Below are 18305 nucleotides of genomic sequence, written 5' to 3'. Positions count from 1 at the left end.
TAATGTCCACTGCCAACCCTTCCATGGAAAGTTTTGCCGCGCTTTTTGAAGAAAGTCTCGAACGCCAGGAGATGCGCTCCGGTGAAGTAATCACCGCTGAAGTCGTGTCCGTGGATGATGACTTCGTCGTCGTCAATGCCGGCCTCAAGTCCGAAAGCATCATCCCCACCGAAGAATTCCGCAACGATCGCGGCGAGCTTGAAGTCAAGGCCGGCGATTTCGTCAAGGTAGCCATCGAGTCTCTCGAAGACGGCTACGGCTCCACCAAGCTGTCGCGCGAAAAGGCCAAGCGCCTCGCGGCATGGCTGGACCTGGAAGAAGCAATGACCGAAGGCCGCATCGTCAAAGGCGTGATCAACGGCCGCGTCAAGGGCGGCCTGACCGTGATGATCAACGGCATCCGCGCCTTCCTGCCGGGTTCGCTGGTGGACATGCGCCCGGTCAAGGACACCACCCCTTACGAAAACAAGGAGTGGGAATTCAAGGTCATCAAGCTCGACCGCAAGCGCAACAACGTCGTGATGTCGCGCCGCGCCGTGCTGGAAGAGTCCATGGGCGCCGACCGCGAGGCGCTGATGTCGTCGCTGACCGAAGGCACCGTGGTCAAGGGCATCGTCAAGAACATCACCGACTACGGCGCTTTCGTCGACCTGGGCGGCATCGACGGCCTGCTGCACATCACCGACCTGGCCTGGCGCCGCGTCAAGCATCCGTCCGAAGTGCTGGCCGTGGGCGATGAAGTCGAAGCCAAGATCCTCAAATTCGACGCCGAGAAGAACCGCGTCTCGCTGGGCATGAAGCAACTGGGCGACGACCCGTGGGTCGCGCTGACCCGCCGCTACCCGGTCAGCACCCGTCTGTTCGGCAAGGTCACCAACCTGACCGACTACGGCGCTTTCGTCGAAATCGAACCGGGCATCGAAGGCCTGGTCCACGTTTCCGAAATGGACTGGACCAACAAGAACGTGCATCCGGCCAAGATCGTCCAGCTGGGCGACGAAGTCGAAGTGATGATCCTGGAAGTGGACGAAGACCGCCGCCGCCTGTCCCTGGGCATGAAGCAGTGCAAGTCCAATCCCTGGGACGATTTCGCCGCTTCGATGAAGAAGGGCGACAAGGTCAGCGGCCAGATCAAGTCGATCACCGATTTCGGTATCTTCATCGGCCTGGCCGGCGGCATCGACGGTCTGGTGCACCTGTCCGACCTGTCCTGGAGCCAGCCTGGCGAAGAAGCCATTCGCGGCTTCAAGAAGGGCGACGAAGTCGAGGCCGTCATCCTCAGCATCGACGTGGAAAAAGAACGCATTTCCCTGGGCATCAAGCAGCTCTCCGGCGATCCCATGACCAGCGCCAGCTTTGACAAGGGCACGCTGGTCAAGGGCACGGTCAAGAGCCTGGACGCCAAGGGCGCCGTGATCGATCTGGGCGGCGAAATGGAAGGCTATCTGCGCGCTTCTGAAGTCTCCCGCGAAAAAGTGGAGGACATCCGCAACGTGCTCAAGGAAGGCGACGAGGTCGAAGCCAAGGTCATCAGCATGGATCGCAAGAACCGCACCGTCAACCTGTCGATCAAGGCCAAGGATATGGCTGACGAGGCAGATGCCGTACAGAAGTACAGCAATGACAGCGGCAGTGCCGGCACCACCAACCTTGGCGCGCTTCTCAAGGCCAAGATGGATGGCAAAAACAACGAATAACGACGGGGCCGACATGACCAAATCGGAACTCATCGCCAAGCTGGCGGCTCGTTTTCCCCAGCTTGTCGTCAAGGATGCGGAACTGTCCGTCAAGACAGTGCTCGATGCGATGGCTGACAAACTGGCAGCCGGCGAACGCATCGAGATTCGCGGGTTCGGTAGTTTCAGCCTGAACTACCGTCCTCCACGCCTCGGCCGCAACCCCAAGACCGGCACCAAGGTGCAAGTACCCGAAAAGTACGTTCCGCACTTCAAGGCCGGCAAGGAGTTGCGCGAACGCGTGGATTTCCCGGACTGACAGCCGTTTTTATTGAAATGGTTTTGACTAGCGGCGCAATCGCAAGATTGCGCCGCTTTTTTACTGGTAAAATTGGCATCTATGCGTTATCTCTACACATTGCTTTCGATAGTCCTGTTTTTCGCGGTGCTGGGCTTCACCGTAAAAAATGCCGAACCGGTCACACTGCATTATTATCTCGGTCTGGCATGGAGCGCGCCGCTAGTGTTGGTGGTGCTGGTCAGCTTCGGCATCGGCATCGCTTGCGGCATCATGGCCTGCCTCGGCATCGTGGTACGCCAGCGGCGGGCGTTTTCCGCGTTGCGGCATGAGCTTTCCACGCTCAATCCCGACAGCGGCGCCACGTCGGCCCCGCGGTAACTTCTTTCATATTCCGGAATGAGTTGACGCATGGATTTCGAATACTGGTGGCTGCTGACGCTGCCGTTCTTTTTCGGCCTGGGCTGGATCGCGGCGCGTATCGACATCGGCCAGCTGCTCACCGAGACCAGCACGCTGCCGGCATCGTATTTCCGCGGGCTGAATTTTCTCATCAGCGAACAGCCGGACAAGGCCATCGAGGCTTTCACCGAGGCGCTGCGGGCGGACTCCAACACGCTGGAACTGCACTTCGCGCTGGGCAGCCTGTTCCGCCGTACCGGAGAGATGGACAGGGCCATCCGGCTGCATCAGGGCCTGCTGGACCGGGAAAACCTGGGAGAGCCGCAAAAATTGATGGCGCTGGCGGAACTGGCGCAGGACTATCTCAAGGCCGGCCTATTCGACCGCGCCGAGGAAATTTTCATCAAGCTCACCGAAACCCGCTATGCGAATTCGGCCTTGCGTGCACTGCTGGAAATCTATGTGCGCGAGAAGGAGTGGTCACAGGCGATAAGCGCGGCTCAACGCCTGGAGGCGCTGACCGGCAAGCCGCTGCGCATGGAAGTCGCGCAATTTCACTGCGAACTGGCGCAGCAGCAGATTTTGCTCGGCCAGATAGACCAGGCCCGCGTCAATCTCGCGGAAGCGCTCGAAACCAACCGCGACTGCGTGCGCGCCAATGTCATGCTGGGCGATCTCGAAGCCGCTTGCGGTGATCATGCAAAGGCTCTGGCCGCTTGGCGCGCCATCGAACTGCAAATCCCGGATTACATCGAACTGGTCGCTGAGCGCATGATGATGAGCTGGCGCAGCCTGGGCAAGACCGAGGGCGGGCTCTCCTGGCTGCAGGATGTCGTACGCAAATACCAACTGGGCGAAACCGCCCAGGTATTGTTCGAGGCCACGCTGGACCTGAAAGGGCCGGAAGCCGCTTACCGCATGGCACATGAGGAAGCCGAACAATCGCCGACGCTCACCGCCCTTGACCGCCTGCTGCAAGCCAAGGTCAGCGGCATGCCCGACGGCGACCTGCGCCTGGTGATGGGCGCGATCCGCGAGAACCTTGAAAAAACCGCCTTCCACCGCTGCACCACTTGTGGCTACACCGCTCGCCAGTTCCACTGGCACTGCCCCAGTTGCAGCGAATGGGAAACCTTCCCGCCGCGCTTCGAGCGCGCCGTCTCATGAACGAATTTATGAACGATCCGAAAATCGACCCCAAAATTATAGTCGCGCTGGACTACCCGGACGCGGCTTCCGCCAACCGGCTGGTGACGCAGCTCGATCCCGGTCTGTGCCGGCTCAAGGTCGGCAAGGAACTATTTACCGCCGAGGGGCCGGCGCTCGTTTCTTCCCTGGTTGAGAAAGGCTACGGCGTTTTTCTCGACCTCAAGTTCCACGACATTCCCAACACCGTAGCCAAGGCCTGCGCTGCTGCCAGCCGGTTGGGCGTGTGGATGCTGAACGTACATGCGCTGGGCGGGCGCGCGATGATGGCGGCGGCACGCGAAGCGGTAGACCAGGCGGCCAACCCGCCGCTGCTGATCGCCGTGACCGTGCTCACCAGCATGGATCGCCAGGCATTGAACGATGTCGGGCTTGCCGGCGAGGTGCGCAGCCATGTGCTGCACCTGGCGCGCATGGCCGATGAATGCAATCTTGCCGGCGTGGTGTGCTCGGCCCAGGAAGCCCCGCTGCTGCGCACCGAATTCGGCAATGATTTTCTGCTAGTGACCCCCGGCATCCGGCCGGCGGACGCCAGCCTCGACGACCAGTCGCGCGTGCTGACGCCGGCCGCAGCGTTGCGCAACGGCGCCAGCCATCTCGTCATCGGCCGCCCCATCACCCAGGCCGCCGATCCGCTCGCGGCGCTGCACCGCATCCATGCGGAAATACAGAACTTTTAATATCCAGAGGAAGTTTCCATGAAAATCAGCGTCATCGGCACCGGCTATGTCGGCCTTGTCACAGGTACCTGTCTGGCAGAGGTCGGCAACGACGTACTCTGCCTGGACCTGGACGCAAGCAAGATCCGCATACTGCGCGAAGGCGGCATCCCGATCCACGAACCCGGCCTCTTGGAAATGGTGCAGCGCAACGTCGCCGCCGGCCGGCTGCACTTCACCACCAGCATCGAGGAAAGCGTCGCGTTCGGCCAGGTGCAGTTCATCGCCGTCGGCACGCCTCCCGACGAGGACGGCTCGGCCGACCTGCAGTATGTCACCGCTGCCGCCCGCAATATCGGCCGCCATATGAACGAATACAAGGTCGTCGTCGACAAATCCACGGTGCCGGTCGGCACTGCGGACAAGGTCCGAGAGGCACTGCAGCAGGAACTCGCCAGGCGCGGCGTCGATACGGAATTTTCAGTGGTATCCAACCCGGAATTTCTCAAGGAAGGCGCTGCGGTCGAGGATTTCATGCGTCCCGACCGTGTCGTCGTCGGTGCCGACGACGAGCGCGCGGTCAATCTCATGCGCGAACTCTACGCGCCGTTCAACCGCAACCACGACCGGCTGGTGGTGATGGACATCAGGAGCGCCGAGCTCACCAAGTATGCCGCCAACTGCATGCTGGCCACGCGCATCTCGTTCATGAACGAACTGGCCAACCTCGCCGACAAGCTGGGCGCCGACATCGAACAGGTGCGCTTAGGGATAGGCTCCGACCCTAGAATCGGCTACCACTTTCTGTATCCGGGCTGCGGCTACGGCGGCTCCTGCTTCCCCAAGGACGTGCAGGCGCTGATCCGCGCCGCCGACAGCATCGGCATGCCGCTCAAGGTACTGAACGCGGTGGAAGAGGCCAATGAAACCCAGAAACGCATCCTGCTGGAGAAAATCAAGGGCCGCTTCGGCGCCGACCTCAAAGGCAAGCACTTCGCGTTGTGGGGGCTGGCGTTCAAACCCAACACCGACGACATGCGCGCCGCTTCCAGCCGCGTCGTGATCGAAGGCCTGTGGGCGATGGGGGCGACGGTCACCACCTACGACCCGGTGGCGATGACGGAGTCCAGGCGCATTTTCGGCAACGACCCGCGGCTGGCGTACGCGGATTCCCCGATGGATACCCTCAACAATGCGGATGCGCTGGTGATCGCCACCGAATGGAAGGAATTCCGCGCGCCGGATTTCGAGGCGGTGAAGGCGGCATTGAAAAATCCGGTGGTTTTCGATGGCCGCAATATGTATGAACCAGCCAGGGTCAAGGCGCACGGCATCGAATATTTCGCCATCGGGCGGCGGTAAGATTGGTGTAAGCTTGCTGGCGCATGATGCCCCCACGGGTTCGGCTCATGCGCCGCTCGCGATTGTCCAATAACATCTAAAGAGGAAAATCATGAAAAAAACACTTATGGTATTGATCAGCGCCCTGGCATTCTCCGTTTCCGCTTGGGCAGCCGTCGATCTGAACAAGGCCACCCAAGCCGAGCTGGAAACCGTCAAGGGCATCGGTCCGGTCAAGGCCAAGGCCATCATCGATTACCGTACCAAGAACGGCAATTTCAAGTCCGCGGATGACCTGGACAAGGTTCCCGGCTTCGGCAAAAAGACTGTGGAAGCCGTGAAGAAAGATATCACCGTCGGCAATGTCACCGCTGCGGCAGCAGGCAAGCCGGAAAAGGCCGTCAAGGACGCCAAGCCTGCCGACAAGACTCCGGCAGCTAAGGACAAGGCGAAGAAATAATTCGCTTATCCAATAAAAAAGGCCCTGCGGGGCCTTTTTTATTGGATAAGCCGGAGTCAGTGGTGCTCCTTGTCGCGCATATGTTCCGCCTGATCGCAAGCCTTGCGGAATCTTTCCAGAGTGCGCTGCACTCGGCCCAGAACGGTATCCGGAGGGAACCGGCCCATTTCGTCCTGGCTTCCGGCCGCAAGGCCGGTCAGCAGTTCCAGCCCCTCCTGTACATTAGTCATGGTACGGATGGTGAACCTGCCCCGCTCCACCGCGCTGACCACCTCCCGATCGAGCAGCAGATGATGGCGGTTGCGGGACGGAATGATCACGCCCTGTTTCCCGTTCAGCCCCAAACGCTGGCATATGCGGAAATAGCCTTCGATCTTTTCGTTGATTCCGCCTATCGGCAGTACTTCGCCGTGCTGGTTGAGCGCGCCGGTAACGGCGATGCCCTGGGGCAAGGCTAAACCGGACAGTGCCGAAATCAATGCAAACAATTCGGCGCATGAGGCGGAATCACCCTCCACGCCATGATATTCCTGCTCGAATACCAGCGAGGCTGACAGGCACAACGGCGTAATGCTGGTAAACGTCGCGGCCAGCCAGTGCTGCAGGATAAACACCCCCTTGTCGTGGTTGGGGCCGCTCATTTCGACTTCGCGGTCAACGTTGATAATACCCTCGTCGCCGGCATAGGCGCGCGCCGAAATGCGTACCGGCGAACCGAAACGGTAATCGCCCAGATCGATCTGCGTTAAGCCGTTGATCTGCCCCACCCGTTCACCATCGACGTCGATCACGATCTCGCCTTCGCCAATGGCCTCGTGCAGGCATTGTTCCGGATAATTGTGACGGGCAATGCGCGCCTGCGCCGCAGCCTCGACATCGGCGACGGAGATCAGCTCGCCGCCGCGCGCCGTGCATACCGTCGCGCTTTCCACCAGCCAAGACTCGAGCCGGCCGAATACGGCGCTTAAGCGCCGCTGGTCGTCCACCTCGCGCTGCATGTCCAGCAGCAGGCGCGCCACAGCGGCTGCCTCCAAATGCGGCAGTTTCAGCCGGCGGCAGGTCTGCGCCGTAAACAACGCGGTGGCTTGGCGTGCAGTTTCGTCGGCGGGAAAGCTTTCGGCGAAATCCACCTTGGTGCGGAAATGGCGGCAGAACTCGGGGTCGAGTTCCTGCAAATGATAGTATTCCTCGCGCGTGCAGATCAGCGCGATCTTCACCTGGATATCGAGCGCCTCCGGCTCCAGTGTCGTTGCGGCCAGCTGGCCCAGCGCGGCGGCGGGCTCCTCGATCTGCAGCCGGCCGTTGCGCAGGAAGCGCTGCAGTTTTTCCCACACCTGCGCGTCGCGCATCAGGTCGCCCAGGTGCAGCATCAGAAAGCCGCCGTGCGCCCGCACCAGGTTGCCAGCACGGATGTGGGTGAAATCAGTCAGCAGCACGCCGCTTTCCGCCTGGTATTCGATGCCGCCGAACAGCGAGCGGAAAATCGGGTCGTCGTCGCGCAATACCGGCGCGCCGGAGACATTGCCATTGTCCACCACCACATTTACCCGATAACGCGCCAGCAGTTCCAGCAGATGGTCGTGTTCGGCGTCTTCCGCGACGGCGGTGGGGACGAACACCTCCAGATTGCCCAGTACGTCGTCGATCAGCTGCTCTATCCAGGCATGCAGCCGCTGCTCGTCTCCCTGCTGCCCGGCCAAGCCGGCCCCCAGCCCCTCCGCCAGCCTGCCGACCAGCGGCTGGACGGCGTGATGGCGCAAGTCGGCCAATGCCTGCTCCATCGCGCGTTCCTTGGGGCGGATTTTTTCCAGGTATTCGCCGATCGATGCACGCAGCTCCTCCTCGGCTTGTTCCAGCACCACGCGCTGTTCTGCGGACATGCTCAACAGCGTTTCCTCCTGCATCGCCTGGCCGTTCTTGTCGAGCAGGTTGAATACCAGCCGACCATCCTCGCGCCGCAGCGCATAGTGCCAGGACGAGGCCAGCGCGGCCAGTTCGGCATAGGCGTGATCGATCTGCGCTTGATAGACCTTGCGCGCGCGGGCGCAGTCGAGGCGGTAGCCTTCCTCGTCCAGCTTGCGCGGAATTTCCACGGTAATATCCTTGGTAAATCCCTCCATGCGGCTTCGCAGCACGCTGCCCTTGCCAGGCAGAAGACGCAGTGCGATCGGTTTTTCCGGTTGGGCGAAATTATGCAAACAGATCAGGTCCGACACCGGCGGGCGGGTCGCGGCGATTTCCTGCATCACGCGGAATAACAGCGAGGAGCGCCCGCTGCCCACTTCGCCCAGCACGAACAGGTTGTAATCGGGCTGGTTGATGGCCAGCCCGAAGCGCGCGGCCTTTTCGGCGCGGTCCTGGCCGATCCAGACCGGATCGGTATTGGTCAGTTCCGAAGTATCGGCGAAGCCCAGGCTGGCGGGGTCGATCTGTAGCGTGAGTGCGGCTGAAGAGAGGGTTTGCGGCATAGTGGCGGTTATTGTTCCCATCGTTGGCGGGCGACGTCGTCGCTCACGCGTGCGTCGACCCAGCGCTCGCCCTCAGGCGTCTGTTCTTTTTTCCAGAACGGTGCCTCGGTCTTGAGGTAATCCATGATGAATTCGCAGGCGGAAAAACATTCGTCGCGGTGGCTGCCGGCAACCGCGACCATGACGATCTGGTCCAGCGGTTCAAGCTTCCCGATGCGATGAATGATCAGCGCATCGAAAAAGTCCCAGCGCGTCCGCGCCCGCTCGATGATCTCGGCGAGCGTTTTCTCGGTCATGCCGGGATAGTGCTCCAGCGTGAGCGTGCCGACGGTGGCGCCGTCGTTGACGTCGCGCACCTGGCCGATGAACGAAGCAACCGCGCCTATGCCGGGGTCGGAGCGGCGCAGGCGGGCGATTTCGGCGCCGGCATCGAAATCCCCGTGCTGGACGCGAACGCTCATCCGCCGGTCACCGGCGGAAAAAACGCCACCTCGTCGCCTGCCGCGACGGGTGCGGCGTCAGGCACCAGTTCCTGGTTGATCGCGGCGCGAATCTGGCGACAGCCGTCGAACTCCTGCTGCCAGGCGCCGCCGCGTGCGGCCAGCCAACGCATCAGGCCGGCAACATCGGCGACATCGTCGGGCAACGCGGCTTCTTCGGCGGACAGGCCCAAGCTTTCCCGCAGCCGGGCAAAATACAGGATGCGGACAGCGCGGTTCAAAGTTCCAGATCCTCGTCCGTGACCGGCCCGCGCGTACCGTTGATCGCCTGCATCATCAGCAGCATGGCTTTCTGTTTGGTCTCTTCGTTTTCCATCGCCTTGGAATTGAACGTAATGCCGAACCGCGAGGCGTATTGCTGAATCAGCATGATCAAAGTGCTTTCGTCTTCCATGATATTTTCCCTAAAATTCATTCAACCACGCGGCGCACCGGGAAAACCTGTTTTAATCCCCGTGTTCCCCGTGGTTCATTCCTTTTCCTCTTCAGTTTCCAGCAAAGCCACCTGCGGCGCTTCGCCCTCCAGTTCCACCTTCTCGATTTGCGAGAAGCGGCGGCTGATCTTCTGGCTGGTGGTATGCACCTCCTGCACGTCTTCGTGCGCCTGGCGGATATGCGTGGCGAGGTTCTGCATGCGCTTGTCGAAGCGCTCGAATTCGCGGCCCAGCTTACCCAGTTCGTCCTTGATGATATGCACCTGCTTGCGCGTTTCCACGTCCTTGAGCACCGCGCGGGCGGTGTTGAGTACCGCCATCAGCGTGGTCGGCGAAACGATCCAGACGCGCTGCTTCTGGGCATATTCCACGACATCGGCATGGTAAGCGTGGATTTCCGCAAATACCGCTTCCGCCGGCACGAACATCACCGCGCCGTCCGAGGTATGGTTGGCGATGATGTATTTGGCAGCGATATCGTCCACATGTTTCCTGACGTCGGCCTTGAACTGGCGCTGCGCCTGCAGGCGCTCGGTCTCAGGGATGCCGGTTTCGTACATGCGATGGTAGTTTTCCAGCGGAAACTTGGAGTCGACCGCGACGGTGCCGGTAGGCTCCGGCAGGAACAGCGCGCAATCGACGCGGGAGCCGTTGGGCAGGGTGTACTGCAAGGCGTAGGCGGTGGGCGGCAGGATATTGCGCACCAGCGCTTCCAGCTGAACTTCGCCAAACGCGCCGCGCGAGCGCTTGTCGCCGAGCAGTTCCTGCAGGCTGACCATGTTGGTGGTCAAGCCGTCGATCTTTTTCTGCGCCTCGTCTATCGTCGCCAGCCGCGCCATCACGCTGATGAAGGTCTCGTTGGTCTTTTTGAAGCCCTCGTCCAGGCGCTCGCCGACCTTGCCGGTGATCTGTTCCAGGCGCCCGTCGACGGTCTTGGCAAGGCTTTCGATGCTACTGATGAGCTGCTGCGTGGCGTTGCGCATGGTGCCCTGAATCATTTCCTGCTCGGCCTTGCCCTGCTCGGCCAATGTCAGGTGCAGCTTTTCCAGCACCTGTTCGCGGGTCGCCGCCAGGCTTTCGGTCTGCGACAGCTGCAGCGCCTGCATGGCGTCGCGCGTGGCCTTGAGTTCCTGCGCCACGGCGCTGCGCAGGCGCTCGGAGGATTCCGCCGAGGCGCTGCTCAAGCGGTCCCCCAGCTTGTCCATGACATTGTGCAAATCCATCAGCATGGCGCGGTGTTTTTCTTCCAGCAGCCCGGCCAGCTGCCGCTGTGTATCGGAAGACGCGCGCAACCGCAGCAGCAGCCAGGCCACGAGCAATAGAGTGGAAAACGCAAACGCCAGGGTCAGGACTTCGATCATGGCGCGATTATAGCGCAGCTTTGCCGCCGCGGCTTTTACGCCCGGCTCACGGGTTCATTTACATGACTGAATTTTCAATGATAATCTGGCTTTTCCGAAATAAAACCCAACCAAGATTGGGCGGTCGATTGTTTTGGGTCGAGACCGAATAACGAGCGGTATTAGACAGGCGATCATCGCCCATGCCACAATGCCTCAGCCCAGACCGAGCACTACAACGTTAAGTGCTTTTCTTGCCTGCCGGGAAAACGTTCTGACCATACGAAAACATCATTCCTGACCGATGAACGACAAGCTCAATTTCGCCGAACTCAAGACCGCCGGGGTATTGCCCTCGCCTAAAGGGGTAGCGCTGACCATCATGAAATTGTGCCAGACGGAAAACGTCTCGCTGCCGGAACTGGCGCACATCATCCAGGCCGACCCGGTCCTGGCCGGGCGCATCATCAAGGTCGCCAATATCGTCAACCCCAACAAGTCGCGTCCCATCGCCTCGGTATCGATAGACACCCTGATCCTGATCGGCATCCATGCGGTGCGCCAGGTGGTGCTGGGGTTCTCGCTGATCACGTCTTATCGGGAGGGGGCCTGCAAGGCTTTCGATTACCACCGCTACTGGTCGCGTTCGGTCGCGATGGCCAGTATCGCCCAGGCGCTGGGCGCGGCCCTGCGCGTCGCTCCGCCGGCGGAAATGTTTACCTGTGGCCTGCTCTCGGGCATCGGTCGGCTGGGAATGGCAGCCGCGCGTCCGGCAGAATATTCCGATTTGCTGGAACAGCTTCCCGTCATTTCAGGCATCGAGTTTACAGCCGCCGAAATCGAGCGCTTCGGTATGAGCCATAACAAACTCAGCGCCGAAATGATGACCGATTGGGGTATCCCCAAACTCTTCATCGACGCCGTGTTCTTCCATGAAAACCCGGAAAACTCCGGTTTTGCGGAAGGTTCGCGTCAGCAGAAACTGACTTGCGCACTGCAATTGGCGGCATTGCTGGCCGACGTCTACCTGGCTGCGGAAGAGGCGCACGAGGAATTGATGCGGCGTGTTTTCAGGCTGGCCGGCGCGCTCAATCTGGAAACCGGGCAAATCGTGAATATCGCCAACCAGACGCTGACCGAATGGCACGAATGGGGGCGGCTGCTCAATATCAAAACCAGCAATATCGCGCCTTTCCGGACGCCGGATGAGGCGCCCCCCGCCGCCATCGGCGAAAACGGCCATCATCCACTGCCGCCTGCCTCCGCTACGCCCGTTTTGCGCATTCTGCTCGCGGATACCGACGAAACCCTGGTCGCGTTGACCTGCAGGGAACTGAATGCTGCCGGACATACCGTATTCAGCGCGAAGAACGGCCGCCAGGCTTTCGAAATCGCTGAGCGCGAGCAGCCCCAGGTCATCATTGCCGACTGGCTGACCCCGGAAACCGGCGCAGTAACGTTGTGCCGCAGGATACGCGAACAATCCTGGGGAAGCCGGGTCTATTTCATCATGCTGAGCGCGCTGGAGGACGAGTATCGTCAAATCGAGGCCTTTGAGGCCGGTGCCGACGCCTGCATGAAAAAACCCTTTCAGCCGCGCCTGCTCAACGCCAGACTATTGGCCGCACAGCGCCGCTTCAGCAAAAATTGATGGAAATCAATCTTGCTGAGTAAACTAAACTTTCAATTCATCCGCTTTTCCACGCTGCTGGCCGAGCGCCTGCGCAACAACTTTTACCTCTACCTGGCGCTCATCCTGTCGCTGGGCATATTGCTGGATGCCTCGTTGTTCCATGTCGGCGCCGACATGAAACAAAAGGCTTTCGATCTCGTGGTGCGCCACCGCATCGTCGTGCCCAAGCCCGACCCGGACATCGTTATCGTCGACGTCAACGAAGCCAGCCTCGCCGCGCTGGCGCCGGATTACGGACGCTGGCCGTGGCCGCGGCAAGTGTTCGGCGAGTTCCTGGAACAGCTGGAACGGCAGCAGCCCAAAGCCGTGGTGTTCGACATCCTGTTTTCCGATGCCGACATCTACAATCCGGATAGCGACGCCTATTTCAATGACGCAATTGCCGCGACCGACAATACCTTTTTTCCTTTTCTACGGCTTTCCGAGGCCCAAGACAACTTAAGCCAGGTCAAGCCAGGCATGATTCCCGGCATCGAGCGCTCGCCTGCCGCAAGCGCAGCCGATCCCACCGCCACGGTCGCCGTCGTGCTCCCGCACTTCCCGGCAGCATTGAAACCGGGCCGCCTGGGCACGCACAACATCTATCCCGACCCCGACGGCATCGTGCGCGAATACCGTCTCTACCGCGACGATTACGGCTGGCGCCTGCCTTCGCTGCCGCTTGCGGTCGGCCGCGCCGTCGGCGGCACCATCCCGTCGCAGGACAGCATGCTGCTCAACTGGCGCGGCGGACCGTTCACCTATCGCTACGTCAGCTTCAGCGACGTTTACCGCGACATGACCGCAAAAACACCCAAACGCCCGGCCGACGAATTCACCGGCAAGATCGTCATCATCGGCTCCACCGCCCCCAGCTTGTTCGACCTCAAGGCGACGACGATGGCGAAAGCCCATCCCGGCGTGGAAATCCTGGCCACCGCGATCGACAACATCAAGCACGGCGACCCGCTGAAGTTCTGGCGCGGATCGGTGCCTTATATTGTTTTAAGCCTGCTTGTCATCTGGCTGGCCGCTGCCGCGTTTTACCGGAATATCGAACGCGACCGGTTCGACCGCTTGTTCGGGGCATCGCAACTGGTGCTGCTGGCGATTTCCTATATCGGCATCAACCTGGCGAATGTCTATATCGATCTGACCGCGCCGGTGACCTGGGCCATTGCTTATTTCAGCATTGCCAAAATTTATGCGCTGGCAACCGACCGGGCGCTGCAACGGGTGCTGTCATCAAATCTACCGGCCGGGGGCGGCGATGTAGAAGTTTCGCTGATGGTGATATTACTCGAAACCCCGCAACCGCTAGGCGAGGCCATGCTGAAGAAAATCAGGCGTGCATTGATGTCTAAAACGCATATGCATTGCCGGGTGGACGAACTCAAAGCCACGCAATCCGGCATCTGGGGCTTGTTCGGGGATATGCTGGCCGTTTCCTGGACACAGGCGGACGCGACCGCCGGGCAGGAAGCCGCAGAGCTGCTGCAAGCCCTGCCGGGCATACTGGCGCGGCAAGGGGTGTCAGCGGATGTGAGCTTTCGCCAGGCCCGACATGCGGGGCGGTTGCATGACGACGGCGATACGGCAGCACAATGGCGCGTGTTGTTTGCCCAGGCCATCATGCAACTGGAAAACAGGGAACTTTGAAGGTGGCCTCGGACCACATCGTAAAACCAGCGGAGCATTTATGAAAAAAATCCTCATCACCACGCTTGCGCTACTGGCCGCCACGGCCGCCAGTGCAGCGGAAACCGGGACTGCGCTGAAGAACGATAGCCTCATGGCGGAACCCTATAGCGATGCGCGGCCTGTCGGCAGCCTCACGCGCGGCGACAAACTGGATATCCTCGAGAAAAAAGGCGCCTGGCTCAAGATCAAGACCGCGAAAAACAGCGGCTGGGTGCGGCTACTCTCAGTCAAGCGCGGCACGCTCGGCAAATCGAATGACGCCGCTGGCGTGCTCGGGCTCGCCACTGGCCGGTCCGGCACCGGGCAGGTGGTGTCGACGACCGGCGTGCGCGGCCTGAGCGAGGAAGACCTGAAAGCTGCCAAATTCAGTGAAGACGAAATCAGGAAGCTGGAGGGCAACGGCATCTCCGGTGCGGAGGCACAACAGTTCGCCGCGGCAGGCAGCCTGAAACCGCGCAAGCTGGATTATCTACCCGCCCCCGCCACACAAGGAGGTGTGCAATGAAACGCTCTATCACTCTCGCCGCGATGCTAGTCGTGTGTGCCCTGCCCGCCCAGGCTTTCGATCTGGGCAAGGCGCTGGGCGGCAAAAGCCTGAACCTGGGCAAAACTTCCAAGGAAGACGAAATCAAGATCGGCCGCGAAATCGCCGGCAATCTGCTGGGCGCAGCACCACTGGTGAATGACGCCGAGTTGCAGAAATACGTCAACCATGTCGGCCGCTGGGTGGCGCTGCAGAGCGAGCGCCCCGACCTGCCGTGGCACTTCGGCGTGATCGAAAGCGAAGACATCAATGCTTTCGCCACGCCTGGCGGCAATGTACTGATCACCAAGGGGCTCTACCGCAAACTGGAAAACGAGGCCGAACTGGCCGGCGTACTCGGCCACGAAATCGGCCATGTCGTCAAAAAGCACCAACTCAAGCTGCTGCAGAAACAACAGTTCCTCGATGCCGGAGCCGGCCTCTTGGGCGACAAGGCCGGCAAGAACAACGATACGGTGAAAAAGCTGGTAGGCAGCGGAGCGGAAATCTTCGCCCGCAGCCTGGACAAGGATGCCGAGTTCGAGGCCGACCGCATCGGCGTCGTGCTGAGTGCCCGTGCCGGCTACGATGCGTATGGACTGCCTGAAGTGCTGCAGGAAATCGGCCATGCCGGCAAGGATGACAACCGGGTAGCGCTGCTGTTCAAGACCCATCCGCATCCTGATGATAGACTGGCGAAGCTGGGCGATGCCATCGGCGACCGTCTGGACAATATCGGCGAAGGCAAGACGCTGACGGAGCGTTTCTACAAAATCAAAAACTGATCCGCAGCCGCAAGCTACTGGGGGTAGCGCAATGGATAACGAAAGAATCTGGATGCAAATCGCAGCGGCTGTGCTGATGGGCATTATTTACCTGCTGAACCATCTGGTCAGCCAGCAGATCATGATCGGAATCTATTTTTTCATTCCTGTCGCGCTGGTCAGCTGGACGGGCGGCCTGATGTGGGGGATCGCCTTTTCACTGCTGGCAACCGTGATGCTGCTAAGCGTCGACTTCTACGCGGGCATGCCGGCGGGTTCGCGTTTGGCCTTGTATATCAACACCTTCGGGTTTCTGGTGGTGTTTCTCGGAGTGGCCTGCCTGACCGCCCGCTTCAGCGAGGACCACCGCAAACTGCATCGGATCAGCCGCGAGGATTTTCTTACCGGCGCGATGAACCGGGTCGGGTTCTACGACGTCCTCAACATGGAAATCCGGCGCCAGATCAGGTTTGGCCATCCTTATACCCTGGCGATTATCAGCTGCGACCACTTCAAGCGCATCAACGATACGCTGGGGCATAGCGAAGGCAACAATCTGCTGATCGCCGTCGCCCGCACGCTGGAACTCAACACCCGCACCACCGACATCGTTGCGCGCCTGGGCAGCGACGAATTTGCGCTGCTGTTCCCGCTGATCATGAAGCACGAAGCCATGACCGTGCTGGAAAAGCTCAGGACCAAACTCAACGACGCGATGCAGGAGCATCGCTGGGGCATCACTTTCAGCATCGGCGCCATCGCCTTCGACAAGTCGCCGGGCTCGGTCGGACACGCACTCGATCTGGTAGACAACCTGATCCATGAAAACAAGCTGGCCGGCAAGGACAATATCCAGCTGACCAGCTACAGCGATACGGAATCGGCCGCCGCCGCGATATAAGGCAATAAAGACCCGGGCCCCTGTTGCACCGGGGGCCGAATCGGTTTACGCGTCGCTGCGCATCGCGCGCTTGCGGTCCTGCTCGGTGAGGTGGCGCTTGCGGATACGGATGGTTTTGGGGGTGAGTTCCACCAGTTCGTCGTCGGCGATGAACTCCACCGCAGACTCCAGCGTGATCTGCACCGGCGGTACCAGACGCACCGCCTCGTCGGTCCCGGAAGCGCGCACGTTGGTGAGCTGTTTGCCCTTGATCGGGTTCACCACCAGGTCGTTGTCGCGGCTGTGGATGCCGATGATCATGCCTTCATACAAACGATCGCCCGGACTGACGAACATGCGGCCGCGATCCTGCAATTTCCACAGCGCATAGGCTACCGCATCGCCCTGCTCGGCGGAAATCAGCACGCCGTTGCGGCGCTCGGCGAGGTCGCCCTGCTTTATCGGCGCATACTCGTCGAACACGTGGCTCATCAGCCCGGTACCGCGCGTCAGCGTCAGAAACTCCGACTGGAAGCCGATCAGGCCGCGCGCCGGGATCCGATATTCAAGCCGGGTACGGCCGTTGCCATCCGAGGCCATATCGGTCAGGTCGCCCTTGCGGCGGCCCAGTTCTTCCATGACGGCGCCTTGGTGAGTTTCCTCGACGTCCACCGTCAGCGCTTCATATGGCTCGCACTTGACGCCGTCGATTTCGCGCAACACCACGCGCGGGCGCGAAACTGCCAGTTCATAGCCCTCGCGGCGCATGTTTTCCAGCAGAATCGTCAGGTGCAGTTCGCCGCGGCCGGAGACCATGAACACGTCGGTATCCGCGGTATCTTCCACGCGCAGCGCAACGTTGGTCAGCAATTCTTTGTTCAGGCGCTCGCGGATCTGGCGCGTGGTGACGAACTTGCCTTCCTGGCCGGCGAACGGCGAATTGTTGACCTGGAAATTCATGGTCAGCGTGGGCTCGTCCACCGACAGCATCGGCAATGCTTCCGGATGATCCGGATCGCACACGGTTTCGCCGATGCCGATTTCATCGATGCCGGTCACCAGCACGATCTCGCCGGCGCCGGCTTCGGTCATCTGTACCCGCTCCAGGCCCTGGAAACCCATCACCTGGTTGATGCGCGCGCGGCCCACCTGTTTTTCGCCATTCATGATGATGACGTCCATCGCCGGCCTGATCTGGCCGCGCGCGACGCGCCCGATGGCGATGCGACCGACGAAGGTGGAATAGTCGAGGTTGCTGATCTGCAGTTGCAGGCCGCCCGCGTCATCCACCACCGGCGCCGGCACGTGCTTCAACACGGTATCGAACAGCGGGCGCATGTTATCGGAAGTGGTGGCCATGTCCAGCTTGGCATAGCCGTTGAGCGCGGAAGCGTAAACCACCGGGAAATCGAGCTGCTCTTCGGTCGCGCCCAGCTTGTCGAACAGATCGAAGGTCTGGTTGATCACCCAGTCAACGCGCGCGCCGGGGCGGTCCACCTTGTTGATGACGACGATGGGGCGCAGACCGAGGGCCAGCGCCTTCTTGGTGACGAAACGGGTCTGCGGCATCGGGCCTTCCACCGCATCCACCAGCAGCAGCACGCCGTCGACCATCGCCAGCACGCGCTCCACCTCGCCGCCGAAGTCGGCGTGCCCCGGGGTGTCGACGATGTTGATGTGCACGCCGTCGTAATCCACCGCGGTGTTCTTGGAAAGGATGGTGATGCCACGCTCCTTTTCCAGGTCGTTGCTGTCCATCACGCGCTCCTGCACATGCTGGTGCGCGGCGAAAGTGCCGGCCTGCTGCAACAGTTTGTCCACCATGGTGGTCTTGCCGTGGTCGACGTGGGCGATGATGGCGATGTTTCTGAGAGCGCGAGACATGTGTTTGAACCGTATTGAAAAAAGGCGCGCATTCTAGCACATAAGTGTTGACATAACGATTAATCAACGTAGAATGCGCGACTTCGAATCAGCTGAC

The 18305-nt window shown here is 60.7% G+C and carries 18 protein-coding genes; 12 read left to right on the top strand and 6 right to left on the bottom strand.

Annotation, left to right across the window (positions count from 1 at the left end; translation table 11 throughout):
* Positions 1-2 precede the first annotated feature (2 nt).
* The 7 genes from rpsA (at position 3) to VGK14_RS08035 (ending at position 6042) form a co-directional block, all read left to right on the top strand.
* On the top strand, positions 3-1697 hold the full coding sequence (rpsA, locus tag VGK14_RS08065) for a 30S ribosomal protein S1 (RefSeq protein WP_331508487.1): 1695 nt from the start codon (positions 3-5) through the stop codon (positions 1695-1697).
* 13 nt (positions 1698-1710) lie between these two features.
* Positions 1711-1995 carry an integration host factor subunit beta gene (locus VGK14_RS08060; RefSeq protein WP_331508523.1) on the top strand — a complete coding sequence of 95 codons (285 nt, stop codon included), beginning with the start codon at positions 1711-1713 and terminating at the stop codon, positions 1993-1995.
* An 81-nt stretch (positions 1996-2076) separates the two neighbouring features.
* Positions 2077-2355: a LapA family protein gene (locus VGK14_RS08055; protein WP_331508486.1), complete on the top strand. Its 279-nt coding sequence runs from the start codon at positions 2077-2079 to the stop codon at positions 2353-2355.
* A 30-nt stretch (positions 2356-2385) separates the two neighbouring features.
* The gene (gene lapB, locus VGK14_RS08050; protein ID WP_331508485.1) at positions 2386-3543 is read left to right on the top strand and encodes a lipopolysaccharide assembly protein LapB; all 1158 of its coding nucleotides are present in this window, start codon (positions 2386-2388) and stop codon (positions 3541-3543) included.
* Positions 3540-4262 (top strand): orotidine-5'-phosphate decarboxylase, encoded by a 723-nt coding sequence (pyrF, locus tag VGK14_RS08045; protein WP_414691710.1) that lies wholly within the window; start codon positions 3540-3542, stop codon positions 4260-4262. The genes lapB and pyrF overlap by 4 nt, the downstream gene beginning before the upstream one ends.
* 18 nt (positions 4263-4280) lie before the next feature.
* Positions 4281-5603, top strand: coding sequence for a UDP-glucose/GDP-mannose dehydrogenase family protein (locus VGK14_RS08040; protein ID WP_331508484.1), 1323 nt, complete (start codon positions 4281-4283; stop codon positions 5601-5603).
* A gap of 91 nt (positions 5604-5694) precedes the next feature.
* Positions 5695-6042, top strand: a complete 348-nt coding sequence (locus VGK14_RS08035) for a helix-hairpin-helix domain-containing protein (protein ID WP_331508483.1) — start codon at positions 5695-5697, stop codon at positions 6040-6042.
* Between the two features lie 56 nt (positions 6043-6098).
* Here the strand turns inward: VGK14_RS08035 and VGK14_RS08030 are convergent, their stop codons facing one another.
* The 5 genes from VGK14_RS08030 to VGK14_RS08010 all read right to left on the bottom strand — a co-directional run bounded on the left by VGK14_RS08030 (position 6099) and on the right by VGK14_RS08010 (position 10805).
* Complete coding sequence (locus VGK14_RS08030) at positions 6099-8510, bottom strand: Lon protease family protein (RefSeq protein ID WP_331508482.1); 2412 nt, start codon at positions 8508-8510, stop codon at positions 6099-6101.
* A gap of 8 nt (positions 8511-8518) precedes the next feature.
* On the bottom strand, positions 8519-8971 hold the full coding sequence (gene moaE, locus VGK14_RS08025; RefSeq protein ID WP_331508481.1) for a molybdopterin synthase catalytic subunit MoaE: 453 nt from the start codon (positions 8969-8971) through the stop codon (positions 8519-8521).
* Complete coding sequence (gene moaD, locus VGK14_RS08020; RefSeq protein ID WP_331508480.1) at positions 8968-9231, bottom strand: molybdopterin converting factor subunit 1; 264 nt, start codon at positions 9229-9231, stop codon at positions 8968-8970. Before moaD ends, moaE begins: the two co-directional genes overlap by 4 nt.
* On the bottom strand, positions 9228-9404 hold the full coding sequence (locus VGK14_RS08015) for a hypothetical protein (protein WP_331508479.1): 177 nt from the start codon (positions 9402-9404) through the stop codon (positions 9228-9230). The genes moaD and VGK14_RS08015 overlap by 4 nt, the downstream gene beginning before the upstream one ends.
* A gap of 75 nt (positions 9405-9479) precedes the next feature.
* Positions 9480-10805: a DNA recombination protein RmuC gene (locus VGK14_RS08010; protein WP_331508478.1), complete on the bottom strand. Its 1326-nt coding sequence runs from the start codon at positions 10803-10805 to the stop codon at positions 9480-9482.
* Positions 10806-11088: 283 nt separating this feature from the next.
* Between VGK14_RS08010 and VGK14_RS08005 the strand changes: the two genes are divergently transcribed.
* The 5 genes from VGK14_RS08005 to VGK14_RS07985 are packed head-to-tail and all read left to right on the top strand — an operon-like array spanning position 11089 to position 16345.
* Entirely contained in the window at positions 11089-12435 is a 1347-nt protein-coding gene (locus VGK14_RS08005; protein ID WP_331508477.1) for an HDOD domain-containing protein, read from the top strand.
* Between the two features lie 12 nt (positions 12436-12447).
* A complete protein-coding gene (locus VGK14_RS08000; protein ID WP_331508476.1) occupies positions 12448-14115 on the top strand; it encodes a CHASE2 domain-containing protein in 1668 nt (555 codons plus the stop codon).
* A gap of 40 nt (positions 14116-14155) precedes the next feature.
* Positions 14156-14662: an SH3 domain-containing protein gene (locus tag VGK14_RS07995; RefSeq protein WP_331508475.1), complete on the top strand. Its 507-nt coding sequence runs from the start codon at positions 14156-14158 to the stop codon at positions 14660-14662.
* Positions 14659-15465, top strand: a complete 807-nt coding sequence (locus VGK14_RS07990) for a M48 family metallopeptidase (RefSeq protein ID WP_331508474.1) — start codon at positions 14659-14661, stop codon at positions 15463-15465. The genes VGK14_RS07995 and VGK14_RS07990 overlap by 4 nt, the downstream gene beginning before the upstream one ends.
* Before the next feature lie 52 nt (positions 15466-15517).
* Positions 15518-16345, top strand: coding sequence for a diguanylate cyclase (locus VGK14_RS07985; RefSeq protein WP_331508473.1), 828 nt, complete (start codon positions 15518-15520; stop codon positions 16343-16345).
* A 45-nt stretch (positions 16346-16390) separates the two neighbouring features.
* On the opposite strand, the gene typA is transcribed toward VGK14_RS07985, so the two are convergent.
* Complete coding sequence (typA, locus tag VGK14_RS07980) at positions 16391-18208, bottom strand: translational GTPase TypA (RefSeq protein ID WP_331508472.1); 1818 nt, start codon at positions 18206-18208, stop codon at positions 16391-16393.
* Positions 18209-18305 lie beyond the last annotated feature (97 nt).

It is taken from the genome of Novimethylophilus sp. (assembly GCF_036504375.1).
GTDB lineage: Bacteria > Pseudomonadota > Gammaproteobacteria > Burkholderiales > Methylophilaceae > Novimethylophilus.
Note: the sequence above shows the minus strand (reverse complement) of the source record. Positions and strands in the feature narration are given on the sequence as shown.